The sequence below is a fragment of the Adlercreutzia faecimuris genome, from assembly GCF_022669055.1.
GTDB classification, from domain to species: domain Bacteria; phylum Actinomycetota; class Coriobacteriia; order Coriobacteriales; family Eggerthellaceae; genus Enterorhabdus; species Enterorhabdus faecimuris.
The window spans coordinates 1,262,930-1,280,235 of record NZ_JAJMLW010000001.1; the positions used below are offsets into that span (position 1 = coordinate 1,262,930).

At 69.1% G+C, this 17,306-nt stretch carries 18 protein-coding genes; all 18 read left to right on the top strand.

Features of this window, described 5'->3' with window-relative positions; translation table 11 throughout:
• The first annotated feature begins 107 nt into the window (after window positions 1-107).
• The 18 genes from LPT13_RS04820 (at window position 108) to LPT13_RS04905 (ending at window position 17,291) form a co-directional block, all read left to right on the top strand.
• Window positions 108-707 carry an L-threonylcarbamoyladenylate synthase gene (locus tag LPT13_RS04820; RefSeq protein WP_242164064.1) on the top strand — a complete coding sequence of 200 codons (600 nt, stop codon included), beginning with the start codon at window positions 108-110 and terminating at the stop codon, window positions 705-707.
• Window positions 704-1,672 (top strand): alpha/beta fold hydrolase, encoded by a 969-nt coding sequence (locus LPT13_RS04825; protein WP_242164068.1) that lies wholly within the window; start codon window positions 704-706, stop codon window positions 1,670-1,672. The genes LPT13_RS04820 and LPT13_RS04825 overlap by 4 nt, the downstream gene beginning before the upstream one ends.
• A gap of 204 nt (window positions 1,673-1,876) precedes the next feature.
• Window positions 1,877-2,320: a ribose 5-phosphate isomerase B gene (rpiB, locus tag LPT13_RS04830; RefSeq protein WP_242164069.1), complete on the top strand. Its 444-nt coding sequence runs from the start codon at window positions 1,877-1,879 to the stop codon at window positions 2,318-2,320.
• A 3-nt stretch (window positions 2,321-2,323) separates the two neighbouring features.
• Window positions 2,324-3,580, top strand: a complete 1,257-nt coding sequence (glyA, locus tag LPT13_RS04835) for a serine hydroxymethyltransferase (RefSeq protein WP_242164071.1) — start codon at window positions 2,324-2,326, stop codon at window positions 3,578-3,580.
• A gap of 64 nt (window positions 3,581-3,644) precedes the next feature.
• Window positions 3,645-4,283: a uracil phosphoribosyltransferase gene (gene upp / locus LPT13_RS04840; RefSeq protein WP_242164073.1), complete on the top strand. Its 639-nt coding sequence runs from the start codon at window positions 3,645-3,647 to the stop codon at window positions 4,281-4,283.
• 39 nt (window positions 4,284-4,322) lie between these two features.
• Window positions 4,323-4,802, top strand: a complete 480-nt coding sequence (locus tag LPT13_RS04845; protein WP_242164075.1) for a deoxycytidylate deaminase — start codon at window positions 4,323-4,325, stop codon at window positions 4,800-4,802.
• Window positions 4,803-5,069: 267 nt separating this feature from the next.
• Window positions 5,070-5,351, top strand: coding sequence for a hypothetical protein (locus tag LPT13_RS04850; RefSeq protein WP_242164077.1), 282 nt, complete (start codon window positions 5,070-5,072; stop codon window positions 5,349-5,351).
• Window positions 5,352-5,368: 17 nt separating this feature from the next.
• Window positions 5,369-6,151 (top strand): F0F1 ATP synthase subunit A, encoded by a 783-nt coding sequence (gene atpB / locus LPT13_RS04855; RefSeq protein ID WP_242164080.1) that lies wholly within the window; start codon window positions 5,369-5,371, stop codon window positions 6,149-6,151.
• Between the two features lie 140 nt (window positions 6,152-6,291).
• Complete coding sequence (atpE, locus tag LPT13_RS04860) at window positions 6,292-6,510, top strand: ATP synthase F0 subunit C (RefSeq protein ID WP_347263917.1); 219 nt, start codon at window positions 6,292-6,294, stop codon at window positions 6,508-6,510.
• Window positions 6,511-6,564: 54 nt separating this feature from the next.
• Complete coding sequence (gene atpF / locus LPT13_RS04865; protein ID WP_242164082.1) at window positions 6,565-7,182, top strand: F0F1 ATP synthase subunit B; 618 nt, start codon at window positions 6,565-6,567, stop codon at window positions 7,180-7,182.
• A complete protein-coding gene (gene atpH / locus LPT13_RS04870; RefSeq protein ID WP_242164084.1) occupies window positions 7,172-7,750 on the top strand; it encodes an ATP synthase F1 subunit delta in 579 nt (192 codons plus the stop codon). The genes atpF and atpH overlap by 11 nt, the downstream gene beginning before the upstream one ends.
• Window positions 7,744-9,315, top strand: coding sequence for a F0F1 ATP synthase subunit alpha (atpA, locus tag LPT13_RS04875; RefSeq protein ID WP_242164087.1), 1,572 nt, complete (start codon window positions 7,744-7,746; stop codon window positions 9,313-9,315). Before atpH ends, atpA begins: the two co-directional genes overlap by 7 nt.
• Window positions 9,316-9,327: 12 nt before the next feature.
• Window positions 9,328-10,257 carry an ATP synthase F1 subunit gamma gene (atpG, locus tag LPT13_RS04880; protein ID WP_242164088.1) on the top strand — a complete coding sequence of 310 codons (930 nt, stop codon included), beginning with the start codon at window positions 9,328-9,330 and terminating at the stop codon, window positions 10,255-10,257.
• Window positions 10,258-11,703 carry a F0F1 ATP synthase subunit beta gene (gene atpD / locus LPT13_RS04885; protein ID WP_242164090.1) on the top strand — a complete coding sequence of 482 codons (1,446 nt, stop codon included), beginning with the start codon at window positions 10,258-10,260 and terminating at the stop codon, window positions 11,701-11,703.
• Window positions 11,703-12,137 (top strand): FoF1 ATP synthase subunit delta/epsilon, encoded by a 435-nt coding sequence (locus LPT13_RS04890; RefSeq protein ID WP_242164092.1) that lies wholly within the window; start codon window positions 11,703-11,705, stop codon window positions 12,135-12,137. Before atpD ends, LPT13_RS04890 begins: the two co-directional genes overlap by 1 nt.
• A 249-nt stretch (window positions 12,138-12,386) precedes the next feature.
• The gene (gene dnaE / locus LPT13_RS04895) at window positions 12,387-15,893 is read left to right on the top strand and encodes a DNA polymerase III subunit alpha (protein ID WP_242164094.1); all 3,507 of its coding nucleotides are present in this window, start codon (window positions 12,387-12,389) and stop codon (window positions 15,891-15,893) included.
• 187 nt (window positions 15,894-16,080) lie between these two features.
• Window positions 16,081-17,040, top strand: coding sequence for a tRNA pseudouridine(38-40) synthase TruA (gene truA / locus LPT13_RS04900; protein ID WP_242164096.1), 960 nt, complete (start codon window positions 16,081-16,083; stop codon window positions 17,038-17,040).
• Complete coding sequence (locus LPT13_RS04905) at window positions 17,037-17,291, top strand: hypothetical protein (RefSeq protein WP_242164098.1); 255 nt, start codon at window positions 17,037-17,039, stop codon at window positions 17,289-17,291. The genes truA and LPT13_RS04905 overlap by 4 nt, the downstream gene beginning before the upstream one ends.
• Window positions 17,292-17,306: the final 15 nt, after the last annotated feature.

Here is a 17,306-nt window from a genome sequence, read left to right on the forward strand (position 1 = left end):
GTTCGGGGTTACGAAAGCCGCCGCGGTGGGGTATCGTGTCCTACAACGTCCGCCGCCTACCCGTGCGGCCCCCTCGTCGGGGAGGGGTGCCGCGGAAAGCGACCAGCATGACACACACCATCACCTTCGCCGAGGCGCGCGACGCCCTGGCCGAGGGGCGTCCCGTCATCCTGCCCACCGACACCGTCTACGGGCTCGGCGTGGCCGTGGGCCCGGCCGAGGGCCCCGGCGAGCTCTTCCGCCTGAAGGGGCGCGACGAGGGCAAGCCCGTGGCGTGGCTCGTGGCCGACCCTGCCGACCTCGGCCGCTACGGCGCCGGCGTCCCCGCCTACGCCCGCGAGCTGGCGGCGCGCCTGTGGCCCGGCGCCCTCACTCTTATAGTGGGGGCCTCCGAGGAGGTGCCGCCGGCCTTCCGCTCGGCCGCGGGCACCATCGGCCTGCGCATGCCCGCCTGCGAGGAGACCCTGGCGCTCATCCGCGCCGCTGGCGCTCCCCTGGCCGTCACCTCCGCCAACCCCGCCGGCGCCCCGGCGCCCCGCCGCGCCGCCGACGTGGACGCGGCCCTGGCCGCCGCGGCCGGCGGCGTGCTGGCCGGCGACGACCCGCTCGGCGGCACGGCCTCCACCGTGGTCGACTGCACGGGCGACGCCCCCCGCGTCCTGCGCGAGGGCCCCCTGGCCGCCGCCGTCGCCGGGGCGCGGCCATGACGGGCGCCGGCCGCCCGGAGGCGGCCCCCACGCCGCTCGGCTTCCGCTCCTCGGACGGCGCGACCGCCGCGCGCGGGCTCCTCTGGCAGCCCGCCGACGCCGCGTCCGCCGCGCGTCCGCGCGGCATCGTCCAGGTCGTCCACGGCATGAGTGAGCACATCGGCCGCTACGACGAGCTCGCCCGCTTCCTGGCCTCCCACGGCTTCGTCGTGTGCGGCCACGACCACCTGGGCCACGGCAAGACCGCCCCCGACCCGGCGCTGCGCGGCGTGATGCCGGCCCGCGGCGGGGCCGACGCGATCGTGGCTGACGTGGGGGCGCTGCGCTCCATCGTGTCGGCCCGCTACGCCCGTGACGTGCCCTACTTCCTGCTCGGCCACTCCATGGGCTCGCTCGTCACCCGCGTCTACCTGGCCGGGCACGGCGAGGGCCTGGCCGGCGCCGTCATCTGCGGCACCGCGGGCCAGCCGCTGGCCGTCTGCAAGGCGGGCAACCTCCTCGCCCGAACGCTCGCGGCCGTGCGCGGCGACGACGCCCGCATCCCGCTTCTGCACGCCCTGGCCGACGGCGCCTTCTCGCGGTCGGTGCGCGGGGCGCGCACGCCCTTCGACTGGCTCTCCCGCGACGAGGAGGCCGTCGACGCGTTCATCGCCGACGAGGCCTGCGGCTTCATGTTCTCGGCCGGGGGCTACGCGACCCTGACCGAGCTCGCCTTCCGCGCCGGGCGCCCCGCGGCCTTCGCGGCGGTGCCCAAGGGGCTGCCCGTCCTGTTCATCGCCGGCGACGCCGACCCGGTGGGGGACAGGGGACGGGGCGTGGAGAACGCGGCCACCCGCATGAGGGCCGCCGGCGTGGCCGACGTGACGCTTCGGCTCTACGAGGGCATGCGCCACGAGATATTCAACGAGATCGGCCGCGAGCAGGTGCTCGCCGACCTCCTCGCCTGGCTCGACGCCCACGCCTAGCGCGCCCGCCCGACCCTGCGGGCGCCGCCGCCGCGCGCAGGGGGCGACGCGTGCTCGGCGGGCGCCCGCCCTCCGCGGGTTTTTCGCGTGCGGGGGCCGATCCCGCGTCCGGGTGCGCGCCGTTGGCCTACAATGTCATGCTGTCCCTTGGAACCCCCGGCCGGCCCGCGAGGGGCGGCCCCGTCCCCGGCAGGAGGCAAGCCCATGCGCCTGAGCATCGCAAGCGACCACGCCGGCTTCGACCAGAAGCAGGCGCTCGTCGGCTACCTGGCCGAGCGCGGCCACGAGGTGGCCGACCGCGGCCCGGCCGACGACGGCCGCGTCGACTACCCCGACTTCGCGGAGAAGGTGGCCCGCGACGTCGCCGACGGTGCCGCCGACCTCGGCATCCTCGTCTGCGGCACCGGCATCGGCATGGCGGTGGCCGCCAACAAGGTCGACGGCATCCGCGCCGTCAACGTCGTGCGCCCCGACTTCGCCGCGCTCGCCCGCGAGCACAACGACGCCAACGTGCTCACGCTGTCGGGCCGCTTCGTCAGCCTCGAGGAGAACGAGGCCATCGTCGACGCGTTCCTCTCCACCGCGTTCGGGGGCGGCCGCCACGCCGGCCGCGTCGCCAAGATCCACGACCTCGAAAGGAAGCGCTAAGCCATGGCCCTGGAATACCTGTCCCAGACCGACCCCGCCGTCGAGGCGGCCCTGCGCGCCGAGCTCGCCCGCGAGCGCGGCTCGGTGGAGCTCATCGCCTCGGAGAACTTCACCTCCCGCGCCGTCATGGAGGCGGTCGGTAGCGTCCTCACCAACAAGTACGCCGAGGGCTACCCCGGCAAGCGCTACTACGGCGGTTGCGAGAAGGTCGACGTGGTGGAGGACCTCGCGCGCGACCGCGCCTGCGAGCTCTACGGCGCCGCCTTCGCCAACGTGCAGCCCCACTCCGGCGCCAGCGCCAACTTCGGCGCCTACCTGGCCATGATCGAGCCGGGCGACACGGTGCTCGGCATGAGCCTCGACCACGGCGGCCACCTCACCCACGGCAGCCCCGTCAACTTCTCGGGCCTTCTGTACGACATCGTGTCCTACGGCGTGGACCCCGTCACCGAGACCATCGACTACGACGCCCTCGAGCGCCAGGCCAAGGAGGTGCGCCCCAAGGTCATCGTGGGCGGCGCGAGCGCGTACCCCCGCGTCATCGACTTCGAGCGCATGGCCGCCATCGCGCACGAGGTGGGCGCCTACCTCATGGTGGACATGGCCCACATCGCCGGCCTCGTGGCCGCGGGCGCGCACCCCAGCCCCGTGCCCTGGGCCGACATCGTCACCTCCACCAGCCACAAGACCCTGCGCGGCCCGCGCGGCGGCTTCATCCTCACCAACGACGAGGAGATGGGCAAGAAGATCAACAAGGCCATCTTCCCCGGCGCCCAGGGCGGCCCGCTCATGCACGTCATCGCCGGCAAGGCCGTGGCCTTCGGCGAGGCGCTCCAGCCCTCCTACAGAGACTACATCGCCCACGTCGTCGAGAACTGCCGCGTGCTCGGCCAGGGCATGATGGACGGCGGCCTGAGGCTCGTGTCGGGCGGCACCGACAACCACCTGTGCCTGGTGGACCTCACCGCCGCCGACATCACCGGCAAGGACGCCGAGAAGCTGCTCGAGTCGGTGGGGCTCACGGTGAACAAGAACTCCATCCCCAACGAGCCGCGCTCTCCCTTCGTCACCTCCGGCATCCGCGTGGGCTCGGCCGCGGCCACCACGCGCGGCTTCACGGCTGAGGACTTCTACCAGGTGGGCCAGCTCATCGCCGCCGCCGTCTTCCACCCGGCCGACGACGCCCTGCTCGCCGACGTCCGCGCCAAGGTGGACGCGATGCTCGAGGCGCACCCGCTCTACCCGGGCCTGGAGTACTAGCACGCAACGCGCGCCCCGAGGCCGGAGCCGGCCTTCGGGGCGCGCCCGAGGGAAAGGCACCCCCATGGACAACGAACGCGTCGTCGTCATCGACCACCCGATGGTGCAGCACAAGCTCTCCATCCTGCGCGACCGCGACACCTCCTCCAAGCAGTTCCGCGAGCTCGTGCGCGAGCTGGCGCTGTTCGAGGGCTACGAGGCCACGCGCGACCTGCCGCTCGAGACGGTCACCATCAGCACCCCCATCTGCGACGCCGAGGCCCGGCAGATCGGTGGCAAGAAGCTGGCCGTCGTGCCCATCCTGCGCGCCGGCCTCGGCATGGTCGACGGCGTGCTCGAGCTCATCCCGGCCGCCCGCGTGGGACACCTCGGCATGTTCCGCGACGAGGAGACCCACGAGCCCCACGTCTACTACGACAAGCTGCCCGCCGACATCGCCGGGCGCCAGGTGCTCGTGGTCGACCCGATGCTGGCCACCGGCGGCTCGGCCGCCGCGGCCGTGGGCTACCTGCGCGAGGCGGGGGTCAAGGGCACCATCAAGCTCATGGTGCTCGTGGCCGCCCCCGAGGGCATCGAGGCGGTGCTCGCCGCCGACCCGGACGTGCGCGTCTACACCTGCGCCGTCGACGAGGGCCTCAACGAGAACGCCTACATCGTACCGGGCCTGGGCGACGCGGGCGACCGCATCTTCGGGACGAAGTAGCCGCCCGCGCCGGCGCGTGGGCAGGGAAGGGAGGACGCCATGTCAGAAGGCTTCCGCGACAGCCGTCCCAGCTGGGACGAGTACTTCATGAAGCTGGCCAACGAGGTGGCCGAGCGCACCACGTGCCTGCGCCGCGGGGTGGGCGCCGTCATCGTCAAGGACCGACGCATCCTGGCCACCGGCTACAACGGCGTCCCCACCGGGCTCGCCCACTGCGCCGAGACCGGCTGTCTGCGCCAGCAGCTCGGCGTGCCCTCGGGCCAGCGCCACGAGATCTGCCGCGGGCTGCACGCCGAGCAGAACGCCATCATCCAGGCGGCCCGCTTCGGCACCGACATCGACGGCGCCACCATCTACGTGAACACCCAGCCCTGCGTGGTGTGCGCCAAGATGCTCATCAACTCCGGCATCGAGGAGATCGTCTACCAGAACCCCTATCCCGACGAGCTGGCCATGGCCATGCTCGAGGAGTCGGGCATCAAGGTGCGCGTCTTCGAGCCGGGCGAGCCGGCGAGGTAGCGATCCCCCGCGCCGGTGCTGCCCCCCCCGTCAGCCGCCCCCTGCGCCGCCCCCGCCCGTCTCCTTCCCGTCCGCGACCCGGCCTGCAAGGCCGGGTCGCGCCCCCTGCGGGCGCCCCGCGGCGGCCTCCGCCGCCCCCGCGCCGCTCGCGCCGCTCGCCTATTTCCGCAACATCTCACCTTTGGCTTGGAAACGGGACGTTATCATACGTAGCGGTCTATAAGGGTCGAATGCGCGTGAGCGCCCGGACGAGAGCAGGCTTGCTTCATGGCACTAGCGATTATCCTCGGCGCCCTGGCGGGTTTGGCGGGCTTCACCCCGCTGCTCGTCGGTCTGCGTATGACGCGGAAGACGGTCCGTGCGGGGCTCGCCGGCTCGATGCTGGTGCTGTTCCTGGCGCTGTTCGTCTCTTTCGTCATCTTGGTCATGACGGCTGTCTGCTGCATCGCCCTCGACCGCGGGCTCGGCTTTCCCTTCGTGGTAGCCGAGGTCATTGCCCTGAGCACGGCGGCCATCGCCTACGGCGTGGCCTCCGTCGTGAGAAAGTAAGAGGAAAGGGTTGATACGTGGACGCTCTTGAACAACTGTCACACCACGCGCAGGAACTGCAGGAGTCCTTTAACTCCACCATCGTCATCGGGAGCAGCACCTTCGGCATGACCCAGTACGTGCTCTGGATGGTGATCTGCTGGATCATCACCTGCGTGGTCGTCCTGACGGTCGCCCGCAAGCTCACCCTGGTGCCCACGAACAAGTTCGTGAACACGGTGGAGTACGGCTACCAGTTCGTCCGCAACGACATGGGCGAGGGCATCATCGGCCACGGCTTCAAGAAGCACGTCCCCTTCCTGGCCACCCTGTTCTTCTTCATCCTCGTGTCGAACTTCGTCGGCCTCATCCCCGGCTGCAAGACGCCCACCGGCACCATCTCGGTCACCTGGGCGCTGGCCACGCTGTCCTTCGTCTACTTCAACTGGTGCGGCATCAAGGCCCACGGCGGCCTCGGCTACATCAAGTCCATCGCCCCGTCCGGCCTGCCCGCGCCCATGGTGCCCGTCATCTGGTTCTTCGAGCTCATCTCGCTGATCCTGCGCTGGCTCACCCTGGCCGTCCGACTCTACGGCAACATGTTCGCCGGTCACATGGTCCTCGGCATCTTCGCCCTGGCCACCGGCATCTTCCTCACCACCGGCATCGAGGCCATGAGCCCGACCGCCGGCATCTCGGTGGCGTGGTTCGCCCTCCTGCTCGTCATGTACGCGCTGGAGACCCTCGTCGCCTTCCTTCAGGCCTACGTGTTCACGGTGCTCACCGCCGTGTACATCTCGCTGGCCACCTCGGCCCACTAGGCCGAGCGGGGCCCCGGGGCCCCGGGGGCGCCTCGCCCCGCATTCCCGCTCGGGTTCTGCCGGCACATCCACACTGCCGGTTGACCATAGATGTCATTGTTTTTGGGAAACAGGCTCAAAAACGGTAAAAGGAGGAAACTGTGGAAATCGAACTCGTACTCTCTGCCCTGAAGGTCATCGGCTACGGCCTCGGCGCCATCGGCCCCGGCGTGGGCATCGGCCTGGCCTGCTACGGCTGCTGCGTCGGCACCGCCCGCCAGCCCGAGGTTCAGGGCCGTCTGTTCACCAACTTCATCATCGGCGCCGCCCTCGCCGAGGCCCTCGCCCTCATCGGCTTCGTTCTGGCCTTCATCCTGTAGCCTCTTCAGTCTTATTCGGTTCATAAGCCGCGATAGGCTAGAAGGAGGTTATACGTGAAAGCACAAAGCAAGGCAGTTGCGAAGATCGGCGCCGCGGCGCTGACGGTGACGGCTGCTTTCCCGGCGCTCGCGTTCGCCTCTTCTGAAGCTGCCGACGAGCAGGCGGGCGGCATCGCCCAGATCCTGCCCGACATGATCGAGTTCATCCCGATGCTCGTCGCCTTCATCATCCTGTGGATCATCCTCGCGAAGTTCGGCTGGCCCATGTTCAACGGCATGCTCGAGAAGCGCGAGAACACGATCCGCGAGGCCCTGAGGAAGTCTGAGGAAGCTCAGATCGAGAGCGAACGCGTGCTCCAGGAGTACAAGCAGCAGCTCGCTGACGCCAAGGCCCAGGCCGCCCAGATCATCTCCGACGCCCGTGCCACGGGCGAGGCGGTGAAGGCGGACATCAGCGCCAAGGCCCAGTCCGAGGCTGAGGACATGATCGCCAAGGCGAGGGTCGCCATCGAGGCCGAGAAGAAGCAGGCCGTGGCCGACCTTCAGGGCTCGGTCGTCGACATCTCCGTCGACGTGGCGGCCAAGCTCATCGGCGAGGACCTCACCGAGGGCGAGCACCGCAAGATCATCGAGCGCTACGTGAGCGAGGCAGGTAGTTTCAATGCCAACTAATCGCCTCGTCGTCAAAGAGGAAGTCGCCACCTACGCCGCCGTCATGTTCGACGGCGCGAACGGGGCCGGCGGCCAGGACGCCGTGATGGAGGTCCGCGACCAGATGGAGGAGGTCCTGCGCGTCGTGAACGCGGACATGGACCTTTCCCAGGCGCTCTCCAACCTCGACTACACCGCGCAGCAGCGCCACGACCTGGCCAAGGCCGTGTTCGCCGACTGCAACCCGGTGTTCACCGAGGTGATCGCGGTCATGGCCGAGCGCGGCGACGCCGACCTGCTCTCCCGCGTCTACGAGGCCTACGGCGAGGAGCTCGACTCCAAGCTCGGCCTGTGCGTGGTGGACGTGACGACGGCGGTTCCGCTGGACGACAACCTGCGCACCCTTATTACCAGCAAAGCCGAAGCCGATTTGGGCAAGAAGATCGTTCTGCGCGAGCGCATCGACAAGTCTATTTTGGGCGGCATCATCATGAGCGCCAACGGCAAGCGCATCGACGCGAGCATGGTCTCCCAGCTCAACCACGCGCGCCACGTGCTCAAAGATTCTTCAGATGGAGGTGAATGCTAGTGACTGAAATCACCGCACAGTCCATTGACGATGCCCTGCGCAAGCAGCTCGCGGCCCTCAACGTCAGCGTCGAGTCTCGCGAAGTCGGCACGGTCATCCAGGTCGGCGACGGCATCGCGCGCGTCGACGGCCTGCGCGACGCCATGGCCGGCGAGCTCCTCGAGTTCGTCAGCAAGGAGGGCAAGACCGTCTACGGCCTGGCGCAGAACCTCGAGGAAGACGAGGTCGGCGCCGTGCTCCTCGGTGACGTCACCGCAATTCGTGAAAACGACCAGGTTCGCACCACCGGTCGTATCGTTGAGGTTCCGGCGGGCAAGGGCCTGCTCGGCCGCGTCGTGAACCCGCTCGGCATGCCCGTCGACGGCAAGGGCCCCATCACCGCCGAGGGCTACCGCCCCGTCGAGTTCAAGGCCCCCGGCGTGACCTCGCGCAAGCCCGTGCACGAGCCCATGCAGACCGGCATCCTCGCCATCGACTCGATGATCCCGATCGGCCGCGGCCAGCGCGAGCTCATCATCGGCGACCGCCAGACCGGCAAGACCGCCATCGCGATCGACGCCATCATCAACCAAAAAGATACCGACATGATCTGCATCTACGTCGCTATCGGCCAGAAGGCCTCCACGGTTGCTGGCGTCGTCGAGACCCTCGAGCGCCACGGCGTCATGGAGAAGACGATCATCGTCTCCGCCAACGCGTCCGACTCCGCCCCGCTGCAGTACATCGCGCCGATGGCCGGCGCCGCCATGGGCGAGTTCTTCGTCTACAACGGCGAGAACGGCGAGCCCGCGGGCCCCGAGAACCCGGGCCGCGCGGTCCTCATCATCTACGACGACCTGTCCAAGCAGGCCGTGGCCTACCGCCAGATGTCGCTGACCCTGCGCCGTCCTCCGGGACGCGAGGCCTACCCGGGCGACGTGTTCTACCTGCACTCCCGCCTGCTGGAGCGCGCGGTCAAGATGTCCGACGAGAACGGCGCCGGCTCCATGACGGCCCTGCCGATCATCGAGACCCAGGCCGGCGACGTGTCCGCCTACATCCCGACCAACGTGATCTCCATCACCGACGGCCAGATCTTCCTGCAGACCGACCTGTTCTTCCAGGGCCAGCGCCCTGCTGTCGACGTGGGCATCTCGGTGTCCCGAGTCGGCGGCTCCGCGCAGATCAAGGCCATGAAGCAGGTGGCCGGCTCCCTGCGCCTCGACCTCGCGTCCTACCGCGAGCTGCAGGCCTTCACCCAGTTCGGCTCCGACCTGGACAAGGCCACGCAGGACCAGCTGACCCGCGGCTCCCACATGACCGAGCTGCTGAAGCAGGGCCGCTACAGCCCGATGCCCGTCGCCGAGCAGGTGACCGCCATCTTCGCCGGCAACGAGGGCTACCTCGACGACCTGCCGCTGGGCGACGTGGTGCGCTTCCGCACCGAGCTGCTCGACACCATCCGCGCCCAGAAGCCGCAGATCTTCGAGAGCATCATGACGGAGAAGAAGCTGACCGACGACATCAAGGCCGCCCTGAACGAGGCCATCAGCTCGTTCAAGCAGTCCTTCGTCCCGACGGCGTAAGAGGCGGTCGACATGCCCAACCTTCACGACATAGAGCGGCGAATCAACTCCGTCGCCTCGACGAAGCAGATCACGCGCACCATGGAGATGGTGGCCGCGGCGAAGATCCGCCGTGCCACCGAGCGGGTGACCGACGCGCTGCCCTGGGCCATGGCCGTATCGGACATGCTCATCAACGCGGCGAAGCACGCGCCCATGGACTCCGAGCCCCTGCTCCAGGTGCATGACGAGGTGAAGCGCGCGCTGGTCATCGTGGTCACCTCTGACCGCGGCCTGGCCGGCGGCTTCAACAGCAACGTGCTGCGCCATGCCGAGAAGCTCATTCGGGAGAAGGAGCGCCAGGGCGTCGAGGTCGAGGTCGTGGCGTGCGGCAAGAAGGCCCTGGGCTATTTCAGCTACCGCAACATCACGCCGGTGATGGAGTTCCAGGGGCTTTCCGCCGACCCCACCTACGAGGAGGCGGCCCAGATCTCCGCTTACCTGGCCGAGGGCTACCGCGACGGCAAGCTGGACGAGGCGGTCATCGTGTACAACCACGCGAAGAACGCCGCCGAGCAGCGCCTGGTCGAGCAGCAGGTGCTGCCCGTCAACCAGCAGTCCTACGCCGAGCTCCTGGGCCTCAAGCCCAAGGAGGAGGACGTCTTCGCGGGCTTCCGCGAGAAGGACGACACCGTCCCGCCGGGAGACCTCGACTTCGAGCCCGACGCCGAGTCCGTCATGCGGTACCTGATGCAGGCCTACCTGCGCAACGCCTTCTACTTCGCACTTCTCGATTCCGCTGCGGGCGAACAAGGCGCTCGCCGCAACGCAATGAAGTCGGCTACCGACAACGCTAACGAGATGGTCTCGACCCTGACCCGCGTCTACAACCGCGTGCGCCAGGGCGCTATCACCACCGAGATCACCGAGATCGTTGGCGGCGCCGCAGCTTTGGAGGAATAAATGGCTGATACTATCGAAAAAGGAGCGGCCAAGCAGGGCGCTACGGGGCGGATCGTCCGCATCGTCGGCGCTGTTGTAGACGTTGAGTTCCCGCCGGACGCCATGCCGGCCATCTACAACGCCTTGACCGTGAAAGCTACTACCCCGATGGGCGAGGTCAGCACCGTTCTCGAGGTCCAGACGCAGCTTCCCGGCGATCTGGTTCGCACGGTCGCCATGACCTCGACCGACGGCATGGTGCGCGGCATGGACGCCGTGGACACGGGCGCTCCCATCATGATGCCCGTGGGCCAGGCGACCCTCGGCCGCATCTGGAACGTGCTGGGCGAGCCCGTCGACGGCAAGCCCATGCCCACCGACGTGGAGTGGATGCCCATCCACCATCCCGCGCCCCCGTTCGACACGCTCATCACCACCACCGAGACGTTCGAGACCGGCATCAAGGTCGTCGACCTGATCGAGCCCTACGTCAAGGGCGGCAAGACGGGCCTGTTCGGCGGCGCCGGCGTCGGCAAGACCGTTACCATCCAGGAGCTCATCAACAACCTCGCCCAGGAGCACGGCGGCACCTCGGTGTTCACCGGCGTGGGCGAGCGCACCCGCGAGGGCACCGACCTCTACCTCGAGATGGAGGAGTCGGGCGTCATCAACAAGACCTGCCTGGTCTACGGCCAGATGAACGAGCCTCCGGGAGCCCGTCTGCGCGTGGGCCTCGCCGGCCTGACCGAGGCGGAGTACTTCCGCGACCAGGGCCAGGACGTGCTGCTGTTCATCGACAACATCTTCCGCTTCACCCAGGCGGGCTCCGAGGTGTCGGCCCTGCTCGGCCGCATGCCCTCGGCCGTGGGCTACCAGCCGACGCTGGCCACCGAGATGGGCGACCTGCAGGAGCGCATCTGCTCCACCACGACGGGCTCCATCACCTCGGTGCAGGCCGTCTACGTGCCCGCCGACGACCTGACCGACCCCGCGCCGGCCACGACGTTCACGCACCTCGACGCCAAGACGGTTCTCTCCCGCGGCATCGCCGAGCTGGGCATCTACCCGGCCGTCGACCCGCTGGAGTCCACCTCCCGCGCCCTCGATCCCGAGATCGTCGGCGAGGAGCACTACCGCGTGGCCGTCGGCGTGCAGCAGATCCTCCAGCAGTACAAGGACCTGCAGGACATCATCGCCATCCTCGGCATGGACGAGCTGTCCGAGGAGCAGAAGCTCACCGTCAACCGCGCCCGCAAGATCCAGAAGTTCCTGGGCCAGCCGTTCCACGTGGCCGAGGTCTTCACCGGCCTGCCGGGCGTCTACGTCCGCGTCGAGGACACCGTGCGCTCCTTCGCCGAGATCCTCGACGGCAAGTGCGACCACATCCCCGAGCAGTGCTTCGTGAACAAGGGGCCCATCGAGGATGTGTACGCGGCCTATGAAGCGATGCAGAAGGAAGAGAACTAATGGCAAGCCTCCGCTGCACGGTGGCCACCCCCACCCGCGAGCTGTTCTCCGGTGAGATCCACTACGCGTCGGTTCCCGGCGCGGAGGGCAGCTACGGCGTCCTGCCGGGGCACGAGATGCTCGTGTCCTCCGACAAGCAGGGCATCCTCACCCTCTGGCTGGACGAGGCGGGCAACACCCGCCGCCAGTTCCTGCTCTACGAGGGAGCGGCCCAGGTCTATCAGGACACCCTCACGGTGCTCGGCCGCTTCGGCACCGATCTCGACACGCTCGACGTGGAGGTCGTCAAGGAGAAGGCCGAGGCCCTGCGCCAGCAGATCGAGGACCTGGAGGGCCAGGAGGGCGAGCAGGCCCGCGTGGCGCTTGAGAACTGCAAGAACCACATGGCCTGGTACGACCTGCAGCTCAAGGTGGCGGCTGAGCCGGCCAAGTAACCACTCTTCACCGTAAGAGCCTGTTTGAAGGGGGCGCACCCATCCGGGGCGCCCCCTTTGAGTTTCCGGGACAGGGGAGGGAGGATGCCGTGCCGCGCCCTCGCGGGGCGGCCGGCCCATCCAAATCTCCACGGTTTGTTCGGGGGCGGCGGCGCGGCATTGCTGGTATCATGGCTTACCGAAAATCACCCTGCGCCCACCACACCACCAACGCACCCCGGCGCCCGAGATAGCATGCGAGGCGCATCCATGGCATTCGTCCATCTGCACAACCATACCGAGTATTCCCTGCTCGACGGCGCGACTCACGTCAAGGACATGGTGCGGCGCGCGGCTGAGCTCAAGATGCCGGCCGTGGCCATCACCGACCACGGCGTCATGTCCGGCGTGCCCGAGCTCTCCGACGCCTGCGACGCGGTGGAGGCCGAGACCGGGTTCCGCGTCAAGCCCATCTTCGGCTGCGAGGTGTACTTCACCACCGACGAGGAGCTGCGTCGCGACGTGAAGCCCCGGCTCTACCACCTGCTGCTCCTGGCCAAGACCAACGAGGGCTACCACAACCTGCTGCGCCTGGTCAGCGAGTCCCACGTCGACAACTTCTACTACAAGCCGCGCACCACCTTCTCGATGCTGCAGAAGTACGGCCACGGCATCATCGGCGCCTCGGCCTGCATCGCCGGCATCATCCCCAAGCTGCTCGACGACCGCCGCTTCGACGACGCCGTCGAGTGGGCCAAGAGGTTCGCCAGCTGCTTCGATGAGGGCGACTTCTACATCGAGCTGCAGGACCAGGGGCTGCGCACCGACGCCGGCCTCACCCAGAACGAGCTGAACCGCCAGCTCACCAAGGTGGCCCAGGCCGCCGGCCTCAAGACCATCGCCACCAACGACTTCCACTACCTCACCAAGGAAGACGCCCGCGCCCAGGACATCATGCTGTGCATCGGCACCGGTTCCCTCATCAACGAGGAGAACCGCATGAAGTTCGAGAACGACCAGTTCTACATGAAGACCGAGGAGGAGATGCGCGCGGCGCTGGCCGACTTCCCCGAGGCCTGCGACACCACGGTCGAGGTGGCCGAGAAGTGCGACGTGGTGCTCGAGCGCGACTCCATCCTGCCGCGGTTCCCCCTGCCCGAGGGCGAGACCGAGGAGTCGTGGTTCCGCAAGCGCGTCCAGGAGGGCCTCGTCAAGCGCTACGGCGACCCGGTGCCCGCCGAGGCCCAGGAGCGCGCCGACTACGAGATGTCCGTCATCATCCAGCAGGGGTTCCCCGCCTACTTCCTCATCGTGCAGGAGTACATCGAGTGGGCGCGGTCCCAGGGCATCGGCGTCGGCCCCGGCCGCGGCTCGGCCGCAGGCGCCATCGTGGCCTACGCCATGGGCATCACCGACCTCGACCCGCTGCCCAACGGCCTGCTGTTCGAGCGCTTCCTGTCGCCCGAGCGCGTGGAGATGCCCGATATCGACGTCGACTTCGAGCAGGGCCGCCGCGAAGAGGTCATCAACCACATCAAGGACGTCTACGGCGAGGACCACGTGTCCCAGGTGATCACCTTCGGCACGCTCCAGGCCAAGAACGCCGTGCGCGACACGGCGCGCGTGCTGTCGGGCACGCTGCAGCTGGGCGCGGGCCTCTCGGCCGACGACGCCCGCAAGGCCGCCTACGGCCTGGGCGACCGCATCTGCAAGATGATCGGCGACGAGCTGGGCATCACCATCGACAAGGCGCTCGAGACCAACCCCGACCTCAAGAAGGCCTACGACACCGACCCGGACGTGAAGACCATCGTCGACGCCGCCCGCTCCATCGAGGGCCACGTGCGCGGCGAGGGCGTCCACGCCTGCGCCACCATCATCTGCCGCGACCCCATGTCCGACCACGTCCCCATGAAGCGCGACACCAAGGGCGGCGGCATCATCACCCAGTACGACGGCCACTACACGCCCGACCTGGGCCTTCTGAAGATGGACTTTCTGGGCCTGCGCACCCTGGACGTGCTGTCCATCGCGTGCCGCAACATCGAGGAGCGCTTCGGCACCAAGATCGTGCCCGAGGAGATCCCCATCGACGACCCGCTCGCCTTCAAGCTCATGCAGTCCGGCAACATGGACGGCCTGTTCCAGGTGGAGGGCTCGCTCTACGTGAGCCTGTTCGCCCGGCTCCCACCGACGCAGTTCTCCGACGTCGTGGCCTCCATCGCGCTCAACCGCCCGGGCCCGCTCGAGTCCGGCATGGTCGAGGACTACATCAAGGTGGCCAACAACCCCGCCTCCATCCACTACTACGACGACCGCCTGCGCCCCATCCTGGAGGAGACCTTCGGCACCATGGTCTACCAGGAGCAGATCATGCAGATCTCCATGGCCATGTCCGGCTTCTCCGCCGGCAAGGCCGACAAGCTGCGCAAGGCCATGGGCAAGAAGAAGATCGACGTCATGCGCCAGCTCCAGGAGGACTGGAACAACGGCGCGGTGGAGAACGGCTTCTCGCTCGACATCGCCAAGCAGATCTGGGAGGACGCGGAGAAGTTCGCGAAGTACGCCTTCAACAAGTCGCACTCGGCGGCCTACGCCATCCTCGTGATGCGCACCGCCTACCTGAAGGCGCACTACCCCAACGACTTCATGGCCGCGGTGCTCACCAGCTACATGGGTAACACCGACCGCCTCATCCGCTACATCGCCAGCTGTAACCACAACGGCACCCCGGTGCTGCCGCCTGACATCAACTCGTCGCGCGCCGAGTTCACCCCCGTGGACGAGGGCATCCGCTTCGGGCTGGTGGGCGTGCGCGGCATCGGGCGCAACGTGGCCGACGCCATCATCGCCGAGCGCGAGGCCAACGGCCCGTTCGAGTCGCTCCACGACTTCGTGAACCGCGTGGACGCCAAGTGCTACAACCGCAAGACGCTCGAGGCCCTCATCAAGGGCGGCGCCTTCGACACGACGGGCTACACTCGCAAGCAGATGATGCACTTCGTCGAGGATACGCCGATGCTCGAGGGCGCGGCCAAGCGCCAGAAGGACCGCGACGCGGGCCAGGTGTCGATGTTCGACCTGTTCGCCGATGAGCCCGACTCGGGCTTCCAGGAGGAGGTGCCCGCCCCCGACGGCGTGGAGTGGGACAAGCGCACGAAGCTGGCCTACGAGAAGGAGATCATGGGCATCTACGTGTCCGAGCATCCCCTGGCGCCCTACGAGGGGCTGCTGTCGCGCATGACGAAGTTCACCCTGGCCGACCTGGCCGAGCGCACCAAGGAGATCAAGTCCGCCGTGTTCGTGGGCATGGTGTCCAACGTGGTGGTTAAGCTCACCAAACGCGGCACCAAGATGGCCACCTTCACGCTGGAGGACACGACGGGCCACGTCGAGTGCATCTGCTTCAAGTACGACGAGAACGCCGCCGCCATCCAGGACGACGCCATCGTCAAGGTGAAGGGCAAGTTCGAGGTGAACGACCGCGGCAGCCAGATCATGGCCTTCGAGATGGAGGCCATCGAGCTGCGCGAGGAGGACGCCCTGCCCTCGCACCTGGAGCTGCGGGTGTCCTCGGCCGAGTTCAACCAGACCAAGTCGCTGCGGCTCAACCGCATCCTCCAGTCCTACCCGGGGCGCGACGGCGTGGTGCTGTTCGTGAACCAGGCCGACGGCCGGCGCTTCCGCGCCGAGCTGCCGGTGACGGTGGACGCGCGCTCCGCCGTGATGAAGTCCGAGATCCAGGAGCTCTTCGGCCGGTCCGTGATGATCGCCTAGGGGAGGCCCCGCCCTCGCCCCCCTCCTCTCTCCCTGGGGGGGGAGCGCGGGGGAGCGGGGGCCTTTCGTGTGCTGGGGGATGCGGGCCCCTCCTGCTTTGCGCTACAATGGGCGTGCTTTCGCGCAAACGACCTACTGAAACGCAGCCAGCACCCCGCCCTCGTGCGGGCCCCTGAAGGAGAGCCCCGTGCCGGATCCCGCATCCGCCCCCATCCCCGCATCCGCCGCCGTCGCGCGCCCCTCGCTCGCCGAGCGCGCTGCGGCATGCCCCCGCGACGCCAGCTTCGCGCTGGCCGTGGCCTACGACGGCGCGCCCTTCGCCGGGTTCGCCCGGCAGCCCGGGCAGCTCACCGTCCAGGGCGAGCTGGAGCGGGCGCTTGAGGTGCTGCTGCGCCGCGAGGCGCCCGTCACGTGCGCCGGGCGCACCGACGCCGGCGTCCACGCCCGCGGCCAGGTGGTGAGCTTCGACGCCGACGCCGCCGAGCTGGCCGGGCGCACGGCGCGCAGCCTCCAGCGGTCCCTCAACGCGCTCGTGGACGACCGCATCGCCGTCACGCGCGTGGCCGCCGCCCCGCGCGGGTTCTCCGCGCGCTTCGACGCCGTCGAGCGCGAGTACCGCTACCTGCTGTTCGACGGGCCCTTCCGCCCCGTGCTCTTCGCCGACCGCGCCTGGGCCGTCGGCAAGCCGCTCGACGTGGGCGCCATGGCCGAGGCCGCGGCGCACCTGGTGGGCGAGCACGACTTCAAGAGCTTCTGCCTGGCGGCCTCGGCCGTCGGCAAGCCCACCACGCGCCTCGTGCGCGAGGTGGCGGTGGAGCGCGCCGAGGTGGCGGGCGAGCCCGTCGTCGTGGTGCGCGTCACCGGCAACGCGTTTCTGCACTCCATGGTGCGCACCATGGTGGGGACGCTCGTGGCCGTGGGGCTCGGGCGCCGCGCGCCGGGCTGGGCGGCCGAGGTGCTCGCCGCCCGCGAGCGCGCCGCCGCCGGCGAGACGGCGCCGGCCTGCGGGCTCGTGTTCTGGCGGGTGGCCTACGAGGGCGCCGTCGGGCGCCTGCTGGGCGGCGGCGACGCGTGGGAGCGCGCGCCGTGGCCCGTGCCCGGCGCCGCCGCCCCGGCTGCCGCGGAGGGAGAGGGGGGCCGCCGATGAGCGCCCGCTACGTGGACTACTCGCGCTACGCCCCGCGCGCGGGCGCCCCGGCCGCCGCGGCGCCCGCGCCTGCCCGGGGGGAGGCCCGCGCGGCCGGCCCCGCGCCCGAGCGCCCTGCCCGCGAGCCCGAGGCCCGCCCCGGCGCGCTCGCGACCTTCTGGCTGCTCTACGAGAGCCGCGACCAGCGCCTGAGCCTCTTCGAGACCCGCGACGGTCACCTCGCCGCCGTCAACCCCGCGCGCCTGGTGTAGCCCCGCTCCCCGGCG